Genomic DNA, 14886 nt, shown 5'->3' with positions numbered 1-14886 from the left:
TCATTCGGCTCGTCCGCTCAGCGTCCGTTTTGCCTCAGCAAATTTCGCTTCCAAATTGCGCTTGCTAAGGCCAGCTGCTCCAGCGTAGCGGGCGAGCAATCCGTCGATGATGGCAGCCTGATCGTCGTAGCCTGAACGCGTCTTCCCTAACGGACCCGTCTCGAGCATCAATGCCAGAAGGCCGCCGATGGTATTTAGGAGCGTGGTGCGCTCTTTGCTGCTGAGTGGGGCGTTGGCCTGCGCAGACTTGGCCGGAGGGGCGACAAAAGCGTAAGCACTTTGAAATCCTTTCGCTATGAGCCACTGATCTATGTCGGAGCGCGAGAAGGATTGTTCCTCAAACAGACCGTTGCTTCCTCGAATCCAATTTATGAAGTCCCTCGCATCATTCCATTTGGTGGCTCGTTCCAGCATCACACGGAACTGGATGCTTGCTAAGGAGCCGGCTGGCTGTGCGAAAGGAAGCGGCGAACCGAAGGCACTACTTGCTTCGGCAGAAGCGCAGGCGTGGGAATAACTCACGCGCATCTGTTTCAAGACATTAGCACTACGACGAGTGTCCACTTCGATAGCGGCTGCCGGATCAATTCCGATGATCAAAAGCGCAGCCGTCTGAGGTTTGAAAGCTTTCACAAACTCCCAAGCCCTGGTGTGGATTGCGCGGTCGTCGTCCGGCATCTCTAGCGCGCCGCTAAAACTAGGTTTGACGGAAACCACGATGCGACGGTGGAGAAGGTCTTTTTGATCACACCCGTGATATTGCCATCAACACGAGGGAAGGGGCGCAAATTCAAGGACTTCGACGCTAGGCCCGCTGCCCATGCAACACCGGAGAAACCCATGGCGACATAGCGCGCAGATCGGCCACACTGCGAACAGCGACAGCTTGGTCGCTGAGGAGAACCAGGTGAAGTTCGAGCTCTACAAGTCCGCCCAGAACAGTCAGTGGTACTGGCGGATGGTTGCTGACAACGGCCGCACGATCGCCATCGGAGGTGAGGGCTATCAAAACCGCAACGATGCTGTCAGTGGACTTCAGTTGGTTCGCACTCACGCGGCCGGAGCCTTGTGCTATGAGCAGCGTCCTGACGGCACATGGTTCATCCCACCGTGAGCGAGACGTGAGCCGAAATGGTTGGATCTACTCCAGAGAGGTTGGACGAAGCAGTCCTTCAACTGCTTCACGTATTGGGCGTCGCACCGAGCGATGCGCGCTGGCTGGAGTTCACGGCGCCCGACGGCTTTACACCGGAGATCGTTCAATGCCACGTAAACGTCTGGGCTCACTGGAAGCGAAACCCAGGCGGGGGCGCCGTTGCCGGGTGGGTAATCTGGCAGGCGAAGGCGGCGAACTTCGTCGAAGCCGAATTTCATTCGGTTTGGTGTGACCCAAAAGGAAATCTGATTGACGTAACTCCGCGGAAGGACGGCGAGCGTTATGTTCTGTTCGTGCCGGACTCTCTAAGAACGATCACATTCTTTGAGCACCTTGGCCAGCCTGCAATCCAGACATTTGAGAACGTCCGGCTTTCAGGTGGACAAATCATTACTGGAATAACTCCAATCGGTCGCGTACTCACCTCGGGCCTTCTGCGATCAGAGGGCTTAGTACCAACATAAACATCGCGCGTCCGGCGCATCAACCCTCTCGGATCAAAATGCCCCCAACGCATCGCGAGATCGTCGCGCACTTCAAGAAATGGAGTCCTCGCCAGATCGAGATCGACCACTACGCTGAGTTTGGCGCAGCTGAGGCCAGTATTGCTCGGGCGGTGCTCTCGGTCGATTCGGACGGAAGGAGAAACGGACACCAGAGGAGGATTCCTCAACTGGTCTTGAATCGGGCAAAGCGGAGGCTTGTTCAAGAGACCAACGCCATCCTCCAATGTACGGATTTCCAGTCGCTGTATGGGTTGATTGGTGGCCTTATTAGGCCGATTCGCGGCGTCGGTGAGCTGCTTATTTATGACACGGCTCAACGTCTTTGTCTCGCCATGGGTTTGCCGGAACCTGACGTTGTGTACTTGCATGCGGGCACTCGCGAAGGTGCTCGACGGCTTGAAGCGAGCGGGCGCACAGTAGCCATTCGGGCATTACCGAAAGAGTATCGACGCCTGTCCTCTTTTGAACTTGAAGACCTCTTCTGCAACTACAAGCGGCATCTTGCGGGCGAGGCACTACCTGACGGTCCTTTGAGCAGAAGGGCGCCGCGGCGCCGAAGATTTCCGGGTCGAATCTGATCACCACTGCTGAAGTCCTAGTTGGCTGCAGCAGTGGCAGCGCCGAGGACTCAAAAAGTCAAAGCTGTTCCGGTTCGATGCCGGCCTCGGGCGTCCTGGCGCGACGAGGGCGGCGTGTATGCTCCGCCGCTCAAACAACATCAAGCCCTGAACATGCGCGTCGCCCTTGCTTCGTTTGCTCTGCTTGCAATCCTCGTTGGCTGTGCCCCGACAAAGCCGCCAAAACCCTTTGTATTCCCCGCGACCGAATCGAAGGCGCGCATCAAGTTCTACGACGATGCCAACCGCATCTCCGCGACGTTGTCGGTGTCTGACAAGTGCGGAGAGGAGGGCGATGCAAAGACCTGGCGCTGGGTTGAAATTCCAGCCGGTGTGAGGGTCTACGTGGGGCACAAGAACACCACTGGCTATGCGGGCAGCACTTGCAGCTTCTTCTATTCGTTCATTCCGAAAGAAGGCGCCTCGTACATCTCGGACCTCAAGGAGAAGGTCTTCCAGTGCACCTACGATCTCTACGAGCAACCTGTTGAGAATGGCGAGAAGTTGTCCATCCCGACTAAGGCGCCAGGAGGATGCCGCTGGGGTGCGAGGTAGTCCCCGCGACGAAGTATCTCCTCTCGGACATGAAAAAAGCCCGCGCGAGGCGGGCTTCCACTTGGGCGCATCCTACCGCGTAGGGTGTGCCGATTTCGGCTTACCGTGCGTCTCCGAAGCACGTCGCGCTAGATAGGGGCAAGCGCACGACAAAGGACGTGCCTTCTACTTCCGACGATGTCACTGCGATCGTCCCCTCGTGACCTTTCACAATTTCCCGGGCGATGAACAGGCCCAGGCCCAGGCTGGTCGCAGGGCGCTCGTGTGGCTCCGATTCCTTCGACGCGACCTGCACCAGCGGATTGAAGATGACCTGCATCGAGTCGGCGGGAATGGGCGTGCCGTGGTTCCTGACGGTCAGCGTCGCTTCCTGCCCCTCGATGTGAACCGCCAGGACCACCGGGAAGGCCGGGTCGCCGTGCTGCACGGCGTTGTTCAGGAGATTGGAGAGCACCTGGCGCATGCGTGGCGCATCGAAATCCATCGTCACGGCGGGCGCGATGTCCGCCTCGAGCTTGCGCAGCGGATAGGCTGTGCAGACCTGGTCGAAAGCCTCTTCGCACAGCGCGCTCAGATCGCCATGCTGCGGCGTGACTTCGATCCCGCGTCCGAGCCGGGTGCGGGTGTACTCCAGGAGGTCGGTGATCATTTCGCTGATGGAGGTGACGCTCTGCCTTGCAATGCGCAGCGCGCGCTCGTTGGGCTTGCCATCGACGACGTGCCCGAGCAGATGCACGCAGGAACTGAGCGCCCCGAGCGGGCTTCGCAGGTCATGGCCGAGTACGGCCAGAAAGGTGTCCCGCGAACTGGCCATGTGTTCTGAGTAGGTGAGCATGGCCTCGGCAAGACCCTGGTCGATGCCTTCGTTGAAGCGCATGACTTCCTCGAGCACGGCGGCATCGACCGCGCCGATGCGGGCCATCCACAGCCGCAGCACCGATGCGCGCAGGGCACGGTATTCCGCGCTCAGCTGGCTCAGGTCGAAGCCCACGCGCTGGCGCAACGTGCCGTGCACGGCGGCGAAGGTAGTCCTGCTGCGGGGCGCCGCCAGGCCCTTGGACTTCGCTTCGCGTTCGTCTTCGGACTGCGTGGACTCCATCTCGTCGGCGATCGCGAGCAGGATCTCGTGCGCGTGATCGCGCAGTTCGACGACCGACATCGTCTCGGCCGGGGGAATCATGGTGCGAGCGAACATTTCCCACTCCACCAGGATCGGCTCGATGTTGTCCCTGATGAATTGGCTTAGGCGCATCGCGGGAGTATGCGCTTTGTAGGAGAGCGCTCACGGCACCGTGAAATTACTGCATGGATCTTTGGTTGATCACGACCGAAAAGCCCGTGTTCAAGCTTTCTGCGGATCCGCGCTAGAAAAGCGCATGCCTGTACCTCGCGGCCGTCGCCACCCCCTGTTTCTCCGGCTCACCAAGCCCATCGAGCCGATCTACCCCAAAGCTGTGACGCCTGTCGCCTGGGACGACGATGAGCCGCTGGATGAGGTCGAGGGCGTGGTCTACATCGTCACGCGGCAGTGCACGCGGATGCGAACCTGGGCGCGGCAACTGCGCAAGCTCCACGAGGCCGACGAGACCTACAAGACGGAGGAGGGCATCAGCCCACTCAGCGCGGCGCCGCTACGGGAAGCGAATCTGCGCGATCTCGGGACCAGCATTGATCTCTACTCAGAACATGGCGGTGAAGTTCTGTCCGCGAAGTCCGCGGTGCGCGCATACGTGACCACCGATCTGCTGGCGGTCGTGACGGAGCGAGCGGATGGCGATGCCGTGGGCTTCGTCTCGTTCCGGTTGAAGTGGATCGTCGATGCCTTCGCCGGCCGGAAGAATGAAGCGGAGCTCGAGGTAGAACTCGACCAGGCCTGGATAGCACCGGTGTTTCGCAAGAGACGTTGGGGCGAGACTGCTGCGGTGGCGATTGCTTTCGCGACAGAGCGTCACGTCAAGCACATCCGGACGACAACTCGGTGGCCACGAGGGTTCTACGCAAAGCTGCAGCTCACCGTCGGCGCAGACCTCTACAGCCGCAGCGGTGAAGCGCTGCTCGCGAAGTGCGCCGACTATGTTTCGTTTCAGTTCAGCTTTGAGCCAGAGCCGCAACGACTAAGCGTGCCTCAGATCATCCTGGATGGGCGGTGGTAGGCAGATTAATGCTATCAAAAACGGAGCACTGTGGATTGCAGTTGATTGCAAATGACTGGTTTATCGATGTCCGGCCGCCGTCAAATGCGGTTAACGGTTTCGTCAACGAAACGCCAATCTTGACGTTGACAGAACCGTCAAGATCTGTGGTGGCATTTCGTTGATTCGGTAATACCTCAACGGTTTTTGATGCAGAATAACTTCCGTTGGAAGTTAAAACCCTCTAAACGACATTCATGCCCATCACATATGTCACCGTTGTGCATCACAAAGGACGTCCTGCGGCGACCCTTCGCGCGGCACGATTGGGCTACTCTGTGCGTGTGCTCAAGCGCCCTCCTCAAGCGGTTGTGAGGATTAGCGAACAAACCGCCAGCACGTTCCGCAAGATTTCCGATCCCAAAAACGCCTCTCTTTTCACGGTTGAGGCGGCCTTCAAGGCGTTCGGGCACATCAAGGGTTAGTCGGGGCGTTCATTGACGACCCGTTGCACGGCTGCGCTTGAAGGGCAGCTCAGATCCCTGGGCGAGAACGCTGCAAATTTCGCTAGTGAGTTCGACCACTGGAAGTCCCAAGGACTGGCAGGTGAGTATGCGAACTACCTATTTGGGAAGGATGGTGGCTACATCCGTCCGGACAAGCTCCGCCATGTTCATCTGGTTCCGCTCTCCGATGTGAATGCACTGATGAAGTGGAACATCGCATGGAAGCGACAGTCTCGCAGGGTGAGTGATCGTGTTCTCGTCTATGCGAGTGACCCCACTCATGGTCATCTGTTGATCTTTATTCTGGATGAGCCTCATGCCCATGAAATCGCTCAGATGCGCACGAGTACGCATAGACAACTGATGCAATCACTCTCTGTGATCGCTGAGCGATTCATCCAGACGGGTATTATCCTTGGATAACCCAAGCCCTCTCATGAGGGCTTTTTTCATGTCTGCCTTTCTCTGCTTCTAGCGGGCAGGATGCCCTCAAGCAATCCTCTTCGTTCTGGCCTTTTTTGGAGGCTCAGCAGTCTCAATCTCGATCTCCACTGAAACCCTTGGGTGCTCTCGCCCTGACGGTGCATAGAAGCTCTTCACGTAAGCACGGATCACCCGGGATTCCCCGCTATCCATCTTCGGTGCCAGTTGGTCCGCCCGGTCCGCTTGGATGTACCCAATCATCGCCCACGGCTTCCAGAGCCCGAAGAAGAGCCTGCAGCGCATCCAGACGCCGATCGCTTCAGGATCGAATCGGTTTTTTGGTTCTCTGCGTAGGTCGATTTCGGCACCGTCCTGACAGAAGCGGCGAATGCGTTCAGCTCGATCTTCGAAACCCGTACCTGCGACGACGGCTCGGATCGATTTAGAGGGCATCAGGCAACTTTCCAGAGCGCGTCTCCGCCATTTTGGACGTAGCTCGCTCGAGGGCGTCCAGTCGGTCGATCATCTGCGCATGCTCCTTCTTTTGCCGCGCTTCGGTCACTGAGATCTGCACGCATCTGCTGAACACATAAGGGATCACGGCAAGGCCAATCGCGACCGCCGCTAGAGCTGCCTGCTGCGGCGCAGAGCCTCCGGAGAATGCCGATGCGAGAGTGAACGCCCCGGCTACTGATGAAAAGAGGGTGACGATGTAGAGGAAGGAGGTCATCGGTCGTTAGTTCTGAATGGTGGTGAGGGTGTCGCCCTCAAAGTAGAGGTAGCCGCCGTCATAGACCCACTGCTCGCGCGTCCCGCGAGCGGTGGTTGTGCGATTGATCTTGCGGGGCTTGCCCCACATACTGGCGAGAACGTCGTCTTTCGACATGCCGATGTGCACTCCGGACTTTTTCTTTTGAGCCGCTTCTTCCTTGGCTGCTTTCGCCACCTTGACTGTCCTGGCGGTCTCGATCTTCTTCACCAATGCAGCAAAGGTGGGATCTTTCGAGATTGGGAGGCAAGGATTGAGCGTTGCCGCTGCCATGTGCTCGTCGCCGGCCGCCAGTAGATCGCGCGACGCCTTGAGGATTTCAGGCAGGCCTTCTGTGCACTTGCTTCGGAGCATCTTGGCCTGAGCTTCGCGCTGGGCATTCTCGGCCTCGGCCCGGGTAGGCCCACTTGGAGCGACTGCCGAAGCTGCCGCCGCCGAAGTTGTTGTGGCCGAGGATGCTTGGTTGGCACGATGCCAAATTCCAACGGCTACGATGAGCACGCCAACAGCCGCGATCGCGCCGATGCGGGACGACCAAGACATTCGTGCCCATTGGCCGCCAGCCTTGTAGCTGATGCCTCGTTTGTCGGTCATACGTCCCTGTCTGAGCTTTGTTCCCGTGCTAACGGTTCAGGCCATCACTCGCACTTGAACAGAACTTCGGCCGTTTGGGGCGTCCAGCCCTGGGTCCCGCCAGAGGTCGATGACTCTAAAACCATTTCCTTCTTGCCGCAGAAGGCGCGAGCCCGATCCAGCAGATCGGCCTTGATCTGGCCGTCGGTAGTAAAGCCGCCTCGAGTGGTGGAGGACACCATGAATCGGTCCTTGCCGACAGGCTGGATTGGCGTCATGGATGTGCAGGCAGCGACGGCGGCGGCAACCGCCAAGATAGTCAGTCGCATTTGAAGAGCACCTCTGACTCGGGCCAGCGGCCGAGTGGGCCAGCAGGAATGTCTTTGTTGTAGATGAACTTCATGCGCTTGCTGCGGCTGGCGCAAAAGGCATCCGCCTCCTGAAGCGCTGCGGTCTTTAGCGAATCAACGCTCACCCAGGCACTACTGCCTTGTCGCGTGACCGTGAACATGTCGTCGCCGCGCGGGACAACGCTGGTCGTCGGAACTGCGCAGCCGGCCAAGGCCAGCAGCGCCATGGCTGCAAGACTTTTCATCCCTCGCTCCTTGTTGTGCAGCGCGATCCTAACTATTCGTTACGAGGGCGCTATGAGCGAGAACCCTGTCAGGTCGCGGGTGGCGTGAAGAACCGCTCGATGTCGGCAATGGTCTGCTCGATCAAAGCCGTGTCCTCCGGGTGATCGACCAGGTCGACCAGCAGATTCCCCAAGTTCTTTCGGAGCGTCGGCCTCTGCTTGGCCGCGATCTCAGCGAGGTACTCCACCAGCGCACGCACTGACGGCTCCGCGTTGGCGCCAACGAGCGATAGGGAGGCGCGCTCGGTACGCGGCCCCTTACCCGTCTCCAACCACTCCGGCGAGACGCGTAGCGCCTTGGCGATGGAGACGAGTTCCCGCGGGCGCTGCCTGACGCCCGATTCGATGTTTCCGATCGAGCTTTGGGACACGCCCACTTCTTCTGCCAGTTGCACTTGGCTCCAGCCCAGTTCCTGCCGGACGGCCTTGACTCGTTCTGCGATGGTGTTCACGAACGAAATTCTCCCACACCTTTTAAATGCGATCGTGTTAGAGTAAAGGCTTCTATCGTGTTTGAACTTGGAGTGGGCATGGAAGCGTTCCTCAGGGCTATCGAGATTGCGGGCAGCCGGCTGCGACTGGCTGAACTGATCGGAGTGGCGAGTTCGACGCCAGGGATGTGGGCCTTCCGCAAGAAGGTGCCCGCCGAGCATTGCCCAGCGATCGAGCGTGAAACCGGCGTTCGTTGCGAGGAGCTGCGCCCCGACGTTCCCTGGGAAGTGCTGCGCAACTCGTCGAAGCGTCGCAGCCCGCGCAAGTCCGTCGTGGCCGCATGATGATCATGACTTCGATCGTGTTTGCTCATGGGCGGCGCTTTCGCTCCTGCCGGGTTGCCGAGTCCCGCGCCGGAAGGCCGGTCACAAGGTGCCCGGTGAACCACAAGGCCAGTTCGCCGTCGAGCGTTCGCATCTCCAGCCGTGTTGTCGAGATGCGCATGCGCGCTGGCCGCGTCGAGTCGGGGTCTGCATTGGTCGAGAGGCATGTGTGTGTGCTGCTGTGCACCAAGCTGCCGGGCAGGTGGCTGGGTGGCGGTGTGGAAGAGGGCATGACAGGCAGTGTCTCGGCTTGCTCGCTTCCCATCCATAGCAACGTCAAGGCGGCATTGCTATGAACATCTTGGACGCAGCCCGTCACCTCGTCCGCCGCTTCCCTGGCGGCATCGAATGCCTGGCCATCCGCCTCGGCAAGCGCGCCTCGACCTTGCGCCATGAAGTTGCAGGCTCCGACGCCTACAAGCTCGGCTTGCAGGACGCCGAGCTGATTACCCAACTCGCGATCGAAGAGCACGTCGAGAACCCGCTGCAGCTCCTGAACGTGCTCGCGACCAACTGCGGCGCAGTGCTGATCCCATTGCCGGGCCTCCATGAGGGCAGCGGCGCCACGTTCGAAGACCTCGCTGCCACCGCCAAGGAATTCGCGGAGTTCGTCGCGACGACATCGTCAGCGATGGCTGATGGCCGTGTGACCGGCAACGAACTTCGCGACGTCGACCGCGAGCTCAGCGAACTCATCGGCTGCGCACAGCGCGTGCGCGCAGGGCTCGCCGCGATCCACGCTGCGGAAAAGCCGGCTGCCTTGCTCGAGCGGGAGGCTGCGTGATGCGCCGCCCCATTAACCGCGTGATCTACATCGCGCACTTCCTCTACTACCTGCGCGTGCATCGGTCCTGGTCGAGCGCGCTGTGGTGCATGGCTCATGAGGGCAGGGCGTGGAGCAAGCAATGAATCACCGGGCGGCCGCATGAGTGCAGCGAAGAACGAGCTCTTGCGCGCGCTCGACAGTGTGCGCGACATGGACGGCGAGCTCTGGATCGTCCTGATGCTGCGAGGCGAGGGACTGGGTCCGACGATCTCCCTGCGTCAGCAGCGGGCGCAAGGCGTCTACAGAGCGGACTACTGTCTTGCCACGCTGATGGAGACGCTGGCAAGCGGCGAGAAATTCGTCTTCGGCGGACCCGGTTGCGGCGACACGCTGAAGCACCTTGCTCCGCCGGCGCTGGCTGCGTTGACCGCGCAGGCGCTGCGTTGCGTCCCCGTGACGCTCGGCGAGTTCGAGGTGAAGTGGCGCCCCTACGACTCGGAGGCGATCTGCTGATGGACGCCGTCAAAGACCCCGCCATCGTCCGCCTCGACAAGCGCGTCGCGCTGTTCAAGCGCCGCGGCTGTGGCACCGAACGTGCCGGCGAACTGGCCGAGCTGCTCCTGCTGCGCGACGCCGACCGCGACGACCGGCGCATGTGCATCGAGTGCGCCCACCTGCAGACGACCGGCGGCTGCTTCGCCGCTCGGCAAGGCTGGATCCACGGTGCCGCTCCCTACCTTACCCCCGTGAAAGACATGCTCCAGCGCTGCGAGTGCTTCGAGTGGCAAAAACCATGAAGTCCATCGACATCAAGATCATCCGCATTGACGGCGGCACCCAGGCTCGTGAGCAACTGCAGCAGGACGTGGTCGCTGAATATGCGGAGGCGATCAAAGCTGGCGAAAAGCTCCCCGCCGTGGTCCTGGTCTTCGACGGCTCGGAATACTGGCTCGCTGACGGGTTCCATCGCTATCACGCAAGCGTCGCAGCTGGCAAGACCGCGATCCAGTCAGAGATTTTGAACGGCACCCGCCGCAGCGCGGTCCTGTACGCGGTGGGAGCGAACCGAGAGCACGGACTGCGCCGCTCTAACGCGGACAAGCGACGTGCGGTTGAAATGCTCTTGTGCGATGAAGAGTGGGGCTCGTGGAGCGACCGGAGGATCGCAGAGATCGCCGGGGTCACCGGCAAGACCGTAGCCGCCGCTCGTAGTGATCGTTGCGGAAATTCCGCAGATAGCAAGGTGCGGAAAGTCGAACGGGGCGGTTCGGTCTACACCCAGGACACGACGGCGATCGGCCCCCGAATGACTGCGATCGAGGTCGAAGATTCAGGCCCAGCAGCCGCGCCGCCGGCAGAAAAAACCGTGGTGAAAGCTGCTCAGGGAAGCGCACCTGCCAGCGCCGCGCCTGCTGGCCAAGGCCGCCAAGAAGACGCGGACGAAGATCACACCGCCGATTTCGACCCGTTCGTTGAACTGCAACAGGCGAACGACGAGAACATCAAGCTCCGCCAGTTGCTGGACGCGGACGACAAGGCCGCCGAGGCGCTGCGTTGGCAGAGCGCATACGACGTTGCCCAGCGGCGCAGCGACGAGCACCTGCAGACGATCGCATCGCGCGACAAGCAGATCGACTTCCTCTCCCGCCAGCTCAAGCGCTGCGGCAAGGCAGTCGGCGAGGACGACACCGACAAGATCGCTCCGGCGGTCGAGCGCATCGCACGCGCGGCAAAGGTCAGCGCATGACAGAAGTCGCCGACCTGGTCGATCCGGAGATCGCCGAGTTCGGCGCATATTGGGCCGGCCGTCTGCGCGACTATCAGAAGGACGCCATTCGAGGCATGCGCGCTGCGATCCGCGGCGGCGCCAGGAACGTTCTGATCTGCGCACCGACTGGCTCGGGAAAGACCGAGATCGCGTCCTGCCTCGCGGACCTGAATCAAAAGAAGGGCAAGCGGTCGGCGTTTGTTGTCGATCGCAAATCGCTCATTCGCCAGACCAGCGACACCTTCGACCTGCACGGCATCGCGCACGGCGTCATCCAAGCCGATCACCCCCGCTTCCGCCCCAGCCTGCAGACGCAGGTCTGCTCAGTGCAAACCATCGGGCGCCGCCGCTGGCCGGACGCCGATCTCGTGATCGTGGACGAGGCCCACACCGTCAACAAGGTGGTCGAGGCCAGGATCTCGCCGCGCACTTCGCCTGCGCTCGGCCTGTCTGCAACGCCCTTCACCAAGGGGCTCGGCAAGCTCTACGACAAGGTCGTCAACGTCACCACCACGAACAAGCTTATCGAAGCGGGCTTCCTGTCGAAGTACCGCATCTTCGCGTGTGTCGAACCCGACTTGAAAGGCGTCAAGGTCGTTGCCGGAGAGTTCGAGCGCAAGGAGCTCGAGAAGCGCGCTCTGCAGGTCGTCGGCGACGTGGTGGCCGAGTACCTGCTGCATGGGGAAGGGCGGAAATTCATCTGCTCCGCCGTCGACACGGCGCACGTCCAAGAATTGCAGCGTCAGTTCCTCGCCGCTGGCGTGAACGCTGCGACCTACACCTACAAGGACCTGGACGAGGACCGCGACGAGACGGTGACCGAATTCCGCCGGGCCGACAGCAGCATCCGAGGCCTGATCACCGTGACGGCCGCGTCCAAGGGCTTCGACGTGCCCGACATCGGCTGCGTGATCATGGCCCGCCCGCTGCGCAAGTCGCTGGCAGAGCACATCCAATTTTTCGGCCGCGGCCTGCGTATCTCGCCCGGCAAGACCGATTGCATCGTCCTCGACCACTCCGGCAATTGCGCCCGGTTCTGGGACGAGTGGAACGAGGTCTTCGAGAACGGCGTGAACGAGCTCGACGACGGCAAGAAGCGCGAGAAGCCAACCATCGAGAAGAAGCCCGAGGACACGATGATGAAGTGTCCGAAGTGCAACCGGGTGCATAAGGCGCAGCCGTTCTGTCCGGGCTGCGGTCACGAATACCCGAAGCGCCTGGCCGTCGAGCACGTTGCCGGCACGCTGAAGGAACTGCTCGCCGCTGGCACGCCCCAGACGATCACCGCCGCCCTCTGGCCGCAGATCTGTGGCTACGCCCGTGAGCGCGATAAGTCGAAGCCCAGCGCGAAAGAGGACGGCGGGCGCGGCTATGCGCTCTGGCTCTATCGCGAGATGGTCGGCGACTTCCCGAAGGGGCAATGGTTCGAGTCCACCACGGCGGCCCCGCCGAGCACCGAGGTGCTGGGCAAGATCAAGAGCATTCAGATCCGCGCCGCCCACCGGCGCAGGACGTGAGGTGTCGCACGTGAGTTTCCGCGACACCCTCATCGCCTCCGGCTTTCACCCTCGGGACATCGTTCCCGATGGTCGCTGGCATCGCTGTGCGACCGAAGACCATCCGAAGAAGCGGAACGGGGCCTACAAGTTGGCGCTCGACGGCTGCATTGGTTGGTGGCGTAACTGGGCCACAGACTCCGAGCCGAATACATGGACAGACGGCAGCAACACCAAGGCCAGGCCCATCGACCCCGCCATCCTTCGCGCCAAGCGCGAGCAGGAGCGCGCGGAGACGTTGAAGGCCGTTCGCTACGCCCGTGAACTCTGGGCCGGGGCTCGGCCTTATGCGCCGCATGACTACCTTGCGCGCAAGGGCCTGAGCGTCTTGGGCTGCGATCACCTGCGCGTGTGGCGCGGGGAAGTCTGGGTCGATGAAACCCGCATCCTGGACGACTGGTTGCTCGTGCCGATGTTCTGGCGTGGGAAGCTGGTCAACGTGCAGCGCATCAGCACGGCTGGCGTGAAGCGCCAGATCGCGCGCGCTCCGCAGATCGGCGCCAGCCTCGAGCTTTCGCGCCCCAATGCCGCGGTGACCGTCGTCGTCGAAGGCCTCGCTACGGGGCTCGCCGTCTTCCAGAGCATCCGCCTGGCCAAGGTCATTGTCGCGTTCTACGCCGATAACCTGACGCCCGTCGTCGATGAACTGCGCCCCTCCGGTGCCGTCGTGGTCGCCGCCGATAACGACTGGGGTACTGCCGCCAAGGGCAAGGGCAACCCAGGAATCGAAAAGGCCCGCAACGCCGCCGAGCTCATTAGCTGCGGCGTGGCCTACCCCCAAGACATCGAGGGCACCGACTGGTGCGACGCCCTGAAGGAGTGGGGCGAGCGAGCCCCTGCGCGAATCCAGCGCGAGATCCTGCGCGGCGCCAAGGCCGTGCGTCCTTCAAGGCCGGCTCCGGGCGCGGAAACCGTGCCGTAGCGCGGGATCGCTTCTTCACTGCGCTGGTTGGACACGGTTTAACAACAGCGGCGCAGAGTGAGTCCCCGACTGTTGGATCAGGTGCTGAAACAGGGGAAAGGGTGGCGAAGTTAGCGCCCTTGCATCGAACGGCTGACGGGTCAGTGCGGCTCCATGACGGGTGCGATTGCATTGTGAAGGCCTACCCAGGATGGGCTAGGTCTGCCCACCAAGCCGGGTACTTAAAACCAGACCCCGAATACAGGGGCTCTACAGATAAAGGAGTAGCGCAGTGGTCCAGCAGACTTTCACATCGCCAGCTCGAGTAGCGGCCGCCGCAGGAGGCGGTAGCAACACATGAAGCTCGACGTGCGCGACAACTTCGCCAGCGCCAAGGCGGCGCTGCAGAACGATGCGAAGCAGGCGCCATTCGCCCTGGCAGTCGCACTCACGCGCACTGTGCAAGACGTGCGCACGGACGAGAAGACCGAGATGGGTACGTCCTTCAGCAAGCCGACCTCCTTCACGCTGAACTCCCTGTTCATCAAGCCAGCCACCAAGCAGACGTTGACGGCCAGCGTGTGGGTGAAGGACAGCGAGCGCCCGAGCCACTACCTACTGCCGCAGATTGAGGGCGGGGCTCGGCAACAGAAGCGGTTCGAGCAACTGCTATTGCAGCGTGGGCTCATGCGGGCGAACGAGCGTGCTGTGCCTGGTATTGGCGCCAAGCTCGACAGCTTCGGCAACATGGGCCGAGGCCAGATCACCAAGATCCTGAGCCAGCTCAAGACATTCAACCTCGCTGGCTCGGATGCCAACGCCACCGATAGCAAGCGCAGCAAGAGCAAGCGCGTGCGTGAAGCGTACTTCGTAAGCACAGGGCAGGGCACACACCCATTCGGTAAGCGCTCATGGCGTAACGGACGCATGAAGCAGCACCTGCCTCGTGGCATCTGGGTGCGCACCGCCAGTGCAACGGGCACGACGGTGAAGCCGATCCTGCTGTTCGTCTCGAAGGCGGTCTACGGCCGACGCTTCAAGTTCTACGAGGTGGCAGATCGAACCATCAATCGCGTGTTCGAGGGGCACTTCGACCGCGAGTACGCGAAGGCATTGAAGAGCGCACGACCGGGAGGTGCAACTTGATCGCAGCCATGGGCACAACTGACGCCCTGACCTTGCCTCGCACCAACTCGGGGCATGCTCTGC

At 61.3% G+C, this 14886-nt stretch carries 23 protein-coding genes; 15 read left to right on the top strand and 8 right to left on the bottom strand.

The window, feature by feature from the left end; all coding sequences use genetic code 11:
- Complete coding sequence (locus tag JC881_RS05905) at positions 1 to 717, bottom strand: hypothetical protein (RefSeq protein ID WP_198784718.1); 717 nt, start codon at positions 715 to 717, stop codon at positions 1 to 3.
- Positions 718 to 907: 190 nt separating this feature from the next.
- Between JC881_RS05905 and JC881_RS32565 the strand changes: the two genes are divergently transcribed.
- From JC881_RS32565 to JC881_RS05890, 3 genes are all read left to right on the top strand, one after another.
- Complete coding sequence (locus tag JC881_RS32565; RefSeq protein WP_198784717.1) at positions 908 to 1114, top strand: YegP family protein; 207 nt, start codon at positions 908 to 910, stop codon at positions 1112 to 1114.
- A 544-nt stretch (positions 1115 to 1658) separates the two neighbouring features.
- Positions 1659 to 2240: a hypothetical protein gene (locus JC881_RS05895; RefSeq protein ID WP_198784716.1), complete on the top strand. Its 582-nt coding sequence runs from the start codon at positions 1659 to 1661 to the stop codon at positions 2238 to 2240.
- A 153-nt stretch (positions 2241 to 2393) separates the two neighbouring features.
- Positions 2394 to 2834 carry a hypothetical protein gene (locus JC881_RS05890; RefSeq protein ID WP_198784715.1) on the top strand — a complete coding sequence of 147 codons (441 nt, stop codon included), beginning with the start codon at positions 2394 to 2396 and terminating at the stop codon, positions 2832 to 2834.
- A gap of 100 nt (positions 2835 to 2934) precedes the next feature.
- On the opposite strand, the gene JC881_RS05885 is transcribed toward JC881_RS05890, so the two are convergent.
- Positions 2935 to 4086 (bottom strand): ATP-binding protein, encoded by a 1152-nt coding sequence (locus tag JC881_RS05885; protein ID WP_198784714.1) that lies wholly within the window; start codon positions 4084 to 4086, stop codon positions 2935 to 2937.
- Positions 4087 to 4210: 124 nt separating this feature from the next.
- Between JC881_RS05885 and JC881_RS05880 the strand changes: the two genes are divergently transcribed.
- The 3 genes from JC881_RS05880 (at position 4211) to JC881_RS05870 (ending at position 5895) form a co-directional block, all read left to right on the top strand.
- The gene (locus JC881_RS05880) at positions 4211 to 4987 is read left to right on the top strand and encodes a hypothetical protein (protein ID WP_198784713.1); all 777 of its coding nucleotides are present in this window, start codon (positions 4211 to 4213) and stop codon (positions 4985 to 4987) included.
- 236 nt (positions 4988 to 5223) lie between these two features.
- The gene (locus JC881_RS05875) at positions 5224 to 5451 is read left to right on the top strand and encodes a hypothetical protein (RefSeq protein WP_198784712.1); all 228 of its coding nucleotides are present in this window, start codon (positions 5224 to 5226) and stop codon (positions 5449 to 5451) included.
- Between the two features lie 12 nt (positions 5452 to 5463).
- On the top strand, positions 5464 to 5895 hold the full coding sequence (locus JC881_RS05870) for a type II toxin-antitoxin system YafO family toxin (protein ID WP_198784711.1): 432 nt from the start codon (positions 5464 to 5466) through the stop codon (positions 5893 to 5895).
- Between the two features lie 66 nt (positions 5896 to 5961).
- Here the strand turns inward: JC881_RS05870 and JC881_RS05865 are convergent, their stop codons facing one another.
- The 6 genes from JC881_RS05865 to JC881_RS05840 all read right to left on the bottom strand — a co-directional run bounded on the left by JC881_RS05865 (position 5962) and on the right by JC881_RS05840 (position 8323).
- Positions 5962 to 6348, bottom strand: a complete 387-nt coding sequence (locus JC881_RS05865; RefSeq protein ID WP_198784710.1) for an HIRAN domain-containing protein — start codon at positions 6346 to 6348, stop codon at positions 5962 to 5964.
- Positions 6338 to 6625, bottom strand: coding sequence for a hypothetical protein (locus JC881_RS05860; protein ID WP_198784709.1), 288 nt, complete (start codon positions 6623 to 6625; stop codon positions 6338 to 6340). The genes JC881_RS05865 and JC881_RS05860 overlap by 11 nt, the downstream gene beginning before the upstream one ends.
- A gap of 6 nt (positions 6626 to 6631) precedes the next feature.
- Positions 6632 to 7258, bottom strand: coding sequence for a hypothetical protein (locus JC881_RS05855; protein ID WP_198784708.1), 627 nt, complete (start codon positions 7256 to 7258; stop codon positions 6632 to 6634).
- Positions 7259 to 7302: 44 nt separating this feature from the next.
- Positions 7303 to 7515: a hypothetical protein gene (locus tag JC881_RS05850; RefSeq protein ID WP_198784707.1), complete on the bottom strand. Its 213-nt coding sequence runs from the start codon at positions 7513 to 7515 to the stop codon at positions 7303 to 7305.
- Between the two features lie 41 nt (positions 7516 to 7556).
- Positions 7557 to 7832, bottom strand: coding sequence for a hypothetical protein (locus tag JC881_RS05845; RefSeq protein ID WP_198784706.1), 276 nt, complete (start codon positions 7830 to 7832; stop codon positions 7557 to 7559).
- Between the two features lie 68 nt (positions 7833 to 7900).
- Positions 7901 to 8323, bottom strand: a complete 423-nt coding sequence (locus JC881_RS05840) for a helix-turn-helix domain-containing protein (protein ID WP_198784705.1) — start codon at positions 8321 to 8323, stop codon at positions 7901 to 7903.
- Between the two features lie 78 nt (positions 8324 to 8401).
- Between JC881_RS05840 and JC881_RS05835 the strand changes: the two genes are divergently transcribed.
- The 9 genes from JC881_RS05835 to JC881_RS05800 all read left to right on the top strand — a co-directional run bounded on the left by JC881_RS05835 (position 8402) and on the right by JC881_RS05800 (position 14823).
- Positions 8402 to 8647: a YdaS family helix-turn-helix protein gene (locus JC881_RS05835; protein ID WP_198784704.1), complete on the top strand. Its 246-nt coding sequence runs from the start codon at positions 8402 to 8404 to the stop codon at positions 8645 to 8647.
- A gap of 331 nt (positions 8648 to 8978) precedes the next feature.
- Positions 8979 to 9470, top strand: coding sequence for a phage regulatory CII family protein (locus JC881_RS05830; RefSeq protein ID WP_198784703.1), 492 nt, complete (start codon positions 8979 to 8981; stop codon positions 9468 to 9470).
- The gene (locus JC881_RS32560; RefSeq protein ID WP_269823127.1) at positions 9470 to 9595 is read left to right on the top strand and encodes a hypothetical protein; all 126 of its coding nucleotides are present in this window, start codon (positions 9470 to 9472) and stop codon (positions 9593 to 9595) included. The genes JC881_RS05830 and JC881_RS32560 overlap by 1 nt, the downstream gene beginning before the upstream one ends.
- Positions 9596 to 9611: 16 nt before the next feature.
- Positions 9612 to 9965: a hypothetical protein gene (locus tag JC881_RS05825; protein ID WP_198784702.1), complete on the top strand. Its 354-nt coding sequence runs from the start codon at positions 9612 to 9614 to the stop codon at positions 9963 to 9965.
- Positions 9965 to 10249, top strand: coding sequence for a hypothetical protein (locus JC881_RS05820; RefSeq protein ID WP_198784701.1), 285 nt, complete (start codon positions 9965 to 9967; stop codon positions 10247 to 10249). Before JC881_RS05825 ends, JC881_RS05820 begins: the two co-directional genes overlap by 1 nt.
- Positions 10246 to 11199, top strand: coding sequence for a ParB N-terminal domain-containing protein (locus JC881_RS05815; protein ID WP_198784700.1), 954 nt, complete (start codon positions 10246 to 10248; stop codon positions 11197 to 11199). The genes JC881_RS05820 and JC881_RS05815 overlap by 4 nt, the downstream gene beginning before the upstream one ends.
- A complete protein-coding gene (locus tag JC881_RS05810) occupies positions 11196 to 12737 on the top strand; it encodes a DEAD/DEAH box helicase (protein ID WP_198784699.1) in 1542 nt (513 codons plus the stop codon). Before JC881_RS05815 ends, JC881_RS05810 begins: the two co-directional genes overlap by 4 nt.
- 10 nt (positions 12738 to 12747) lie before the next feature.
- Positions 12748 to 13698: a toprim domain-containing protein gene (locus JC881_RS32675; RefSeq protein ID WP_198784698.1), complete on the top strand. Its 951-nt coding sequence runs from the start codon at positions 12748 to 12750 to the stop codon at positions 13696 to 13698.
- A 336-nt stretch (positions 13699 to 14034) separates the two neighbouring features.
- Positions 14035 to 14823, top strand: a complete 789-nt coding sequence (locus tag JC881_RS05800) for a hypothetical protein (RefSeq protein ID WP_198784697.1) — start codon at positions 14035 to 14037, stop codon at positions 14821 to 14823.
- Positions 14824 to 14886: the final 63 nt, after the last annotated feature.

The sequence above is a fragment of the Variovorax sp. IB41 genome (assembly GCF_016405905.1).
Taxonomy (GTDB): Bacteria; Pseudomonadota; Gammaproteobacteria; order Burkholderiales; family Burkholderiaceae_C; genus Variovorax.
This window is presented reverse-complemented; position numbering and strand designations above follow the sequence as displayed.

Excerpts from the sequence above, each read along its gene's own strand:
- JC881_RS05860 (WP_198784709.1), bottom strand. The coding sequence starts at position 6,625 with ATGACCTCCTTCCTCTACATCGTCACCCTCTTTTCATCAGTAGCCGGG.
- JC881_RS05830 (WP_198784703.1), top strand. The coding sequence starts at position 8,979 with ATGAACATCTTGGACGCAGCCCGTCACCTCGTCCGCCGCTTCCCTGGC.
- JC881_RS05875 (WP_198784712.1), top strand. The coding sequence starts at position 5,224 with ATGCCCATCACATATGTCACCGTTGTGCATCACAAAGGACGTCCTGCG.
- JC881_RS05825 (WP_198784702.1), top strand. The coding sequence starts at position 9,612 with ATGAGTGCAGCGAAGAACGAGCTCTTGCGCGCGCTCGACAGTGTGCGC.
- JC881_RS05850 (WP_198784707.1), bottom strand. The coding sequence starts at position 7,515 with ATGACGCCAATCCAGCCTGTCGGCAAGGACCGATTCATGGTGTCCTCC.
- JC881_RS05815 (WP_198784700.1), top strand. The coding sequence starts at position 10,246 with ATGAAGTCCATCGACATCAAGATCATCCGCATTGACGGCGGCACCCAG.
- JC881_RS05820 (WP_198784701.1), top strand. The coding sequence starts at position 9,965 with ATGGACGCCGTCAAAGACCCCGCCATCGTCCGCCTCGACAAGCGCGTC.
- JC881_RS05880 (WP_198784713.1), top strand. The coding sequence starts at position 4,211 with ATGCCTGTACCTCGCGGCCGTCGCCACCCCCTGTTTCTCCGGCTCACC.
- JC881_RS05835 (WP_198784704.1), top strand. The coding sequence starts at position 8,402 with ATGGAAGCGTTCCTCAGGGCTATCGAGATTGCGGGCAGCCGGCTGCGA.
- JC881_RS05895 (WP_198784716.1), top strand. The coding sequence starts at position 1,659 with ATGCCCCCAACGCATCGCGAGATCGTCGCGCACTTCAAGAAATGGAGT.
- JC881_RS05885 (WP_198784714.1), bottom strand. The coding sequence starts at position 4,086 with ATGCGCCTAAGCCAATTCATCAGGGACAACATCGAGCCGATCCTGGTG.
- JC881_RS32560 (WP_269823127.1), top strand. The coding sequence starts at position 9,470 with ATGCGCCGCCCCATTAACCGCGTGATCTACATCGCGCACTTCCTCTAC.
- JC881_RS05800 (WP_198784697.1), top strand. The coding sequence starts at position 14,035 with ATGAAGCTCGACGTGCGCGACAACTTCGCCAGCGCCAAGGCGGCGCTG.
- JC881_RS05845 (WP_198784706.1), bottom strand. The coding sequence starts at position 7,832 with ATGAAAAGTCTTGCAGCCATGGCGCTGCTGGCCTTGGCCGGCTGCGCA.
- JC881_RS05865 (WP_198784710.1), bottom strand. The coding sequence starts at position 6,348 with ATGCCCTCTAAATCGATCCGAGCCGTCGTCGCAGGTACGGGTTTCGAA.
- JC881_RS05810 (WP_198784699.1), top strand. The coding sequence starts at position 11,196 with ATGACAGAAGTCGCCGACCTGGTCGATCCGGAGATCGCCGAGTTCGGC.
- JC881_RS05890 (WP_198784715.1), top strand. The coding sequence starts at position 2,394 with ATGCGCGTCGCCCTTGCTTCGTTTGCTCTGCTTGCAATCCTCGTTGGC.
- JC881_RS05855 (WP_198784708.1), bottom strand. The coding sequence starts at position 7,258 with ATGACCGACAAACGAGGCATCAGCTACAAGGCTGGCGGCCAATGGGCA.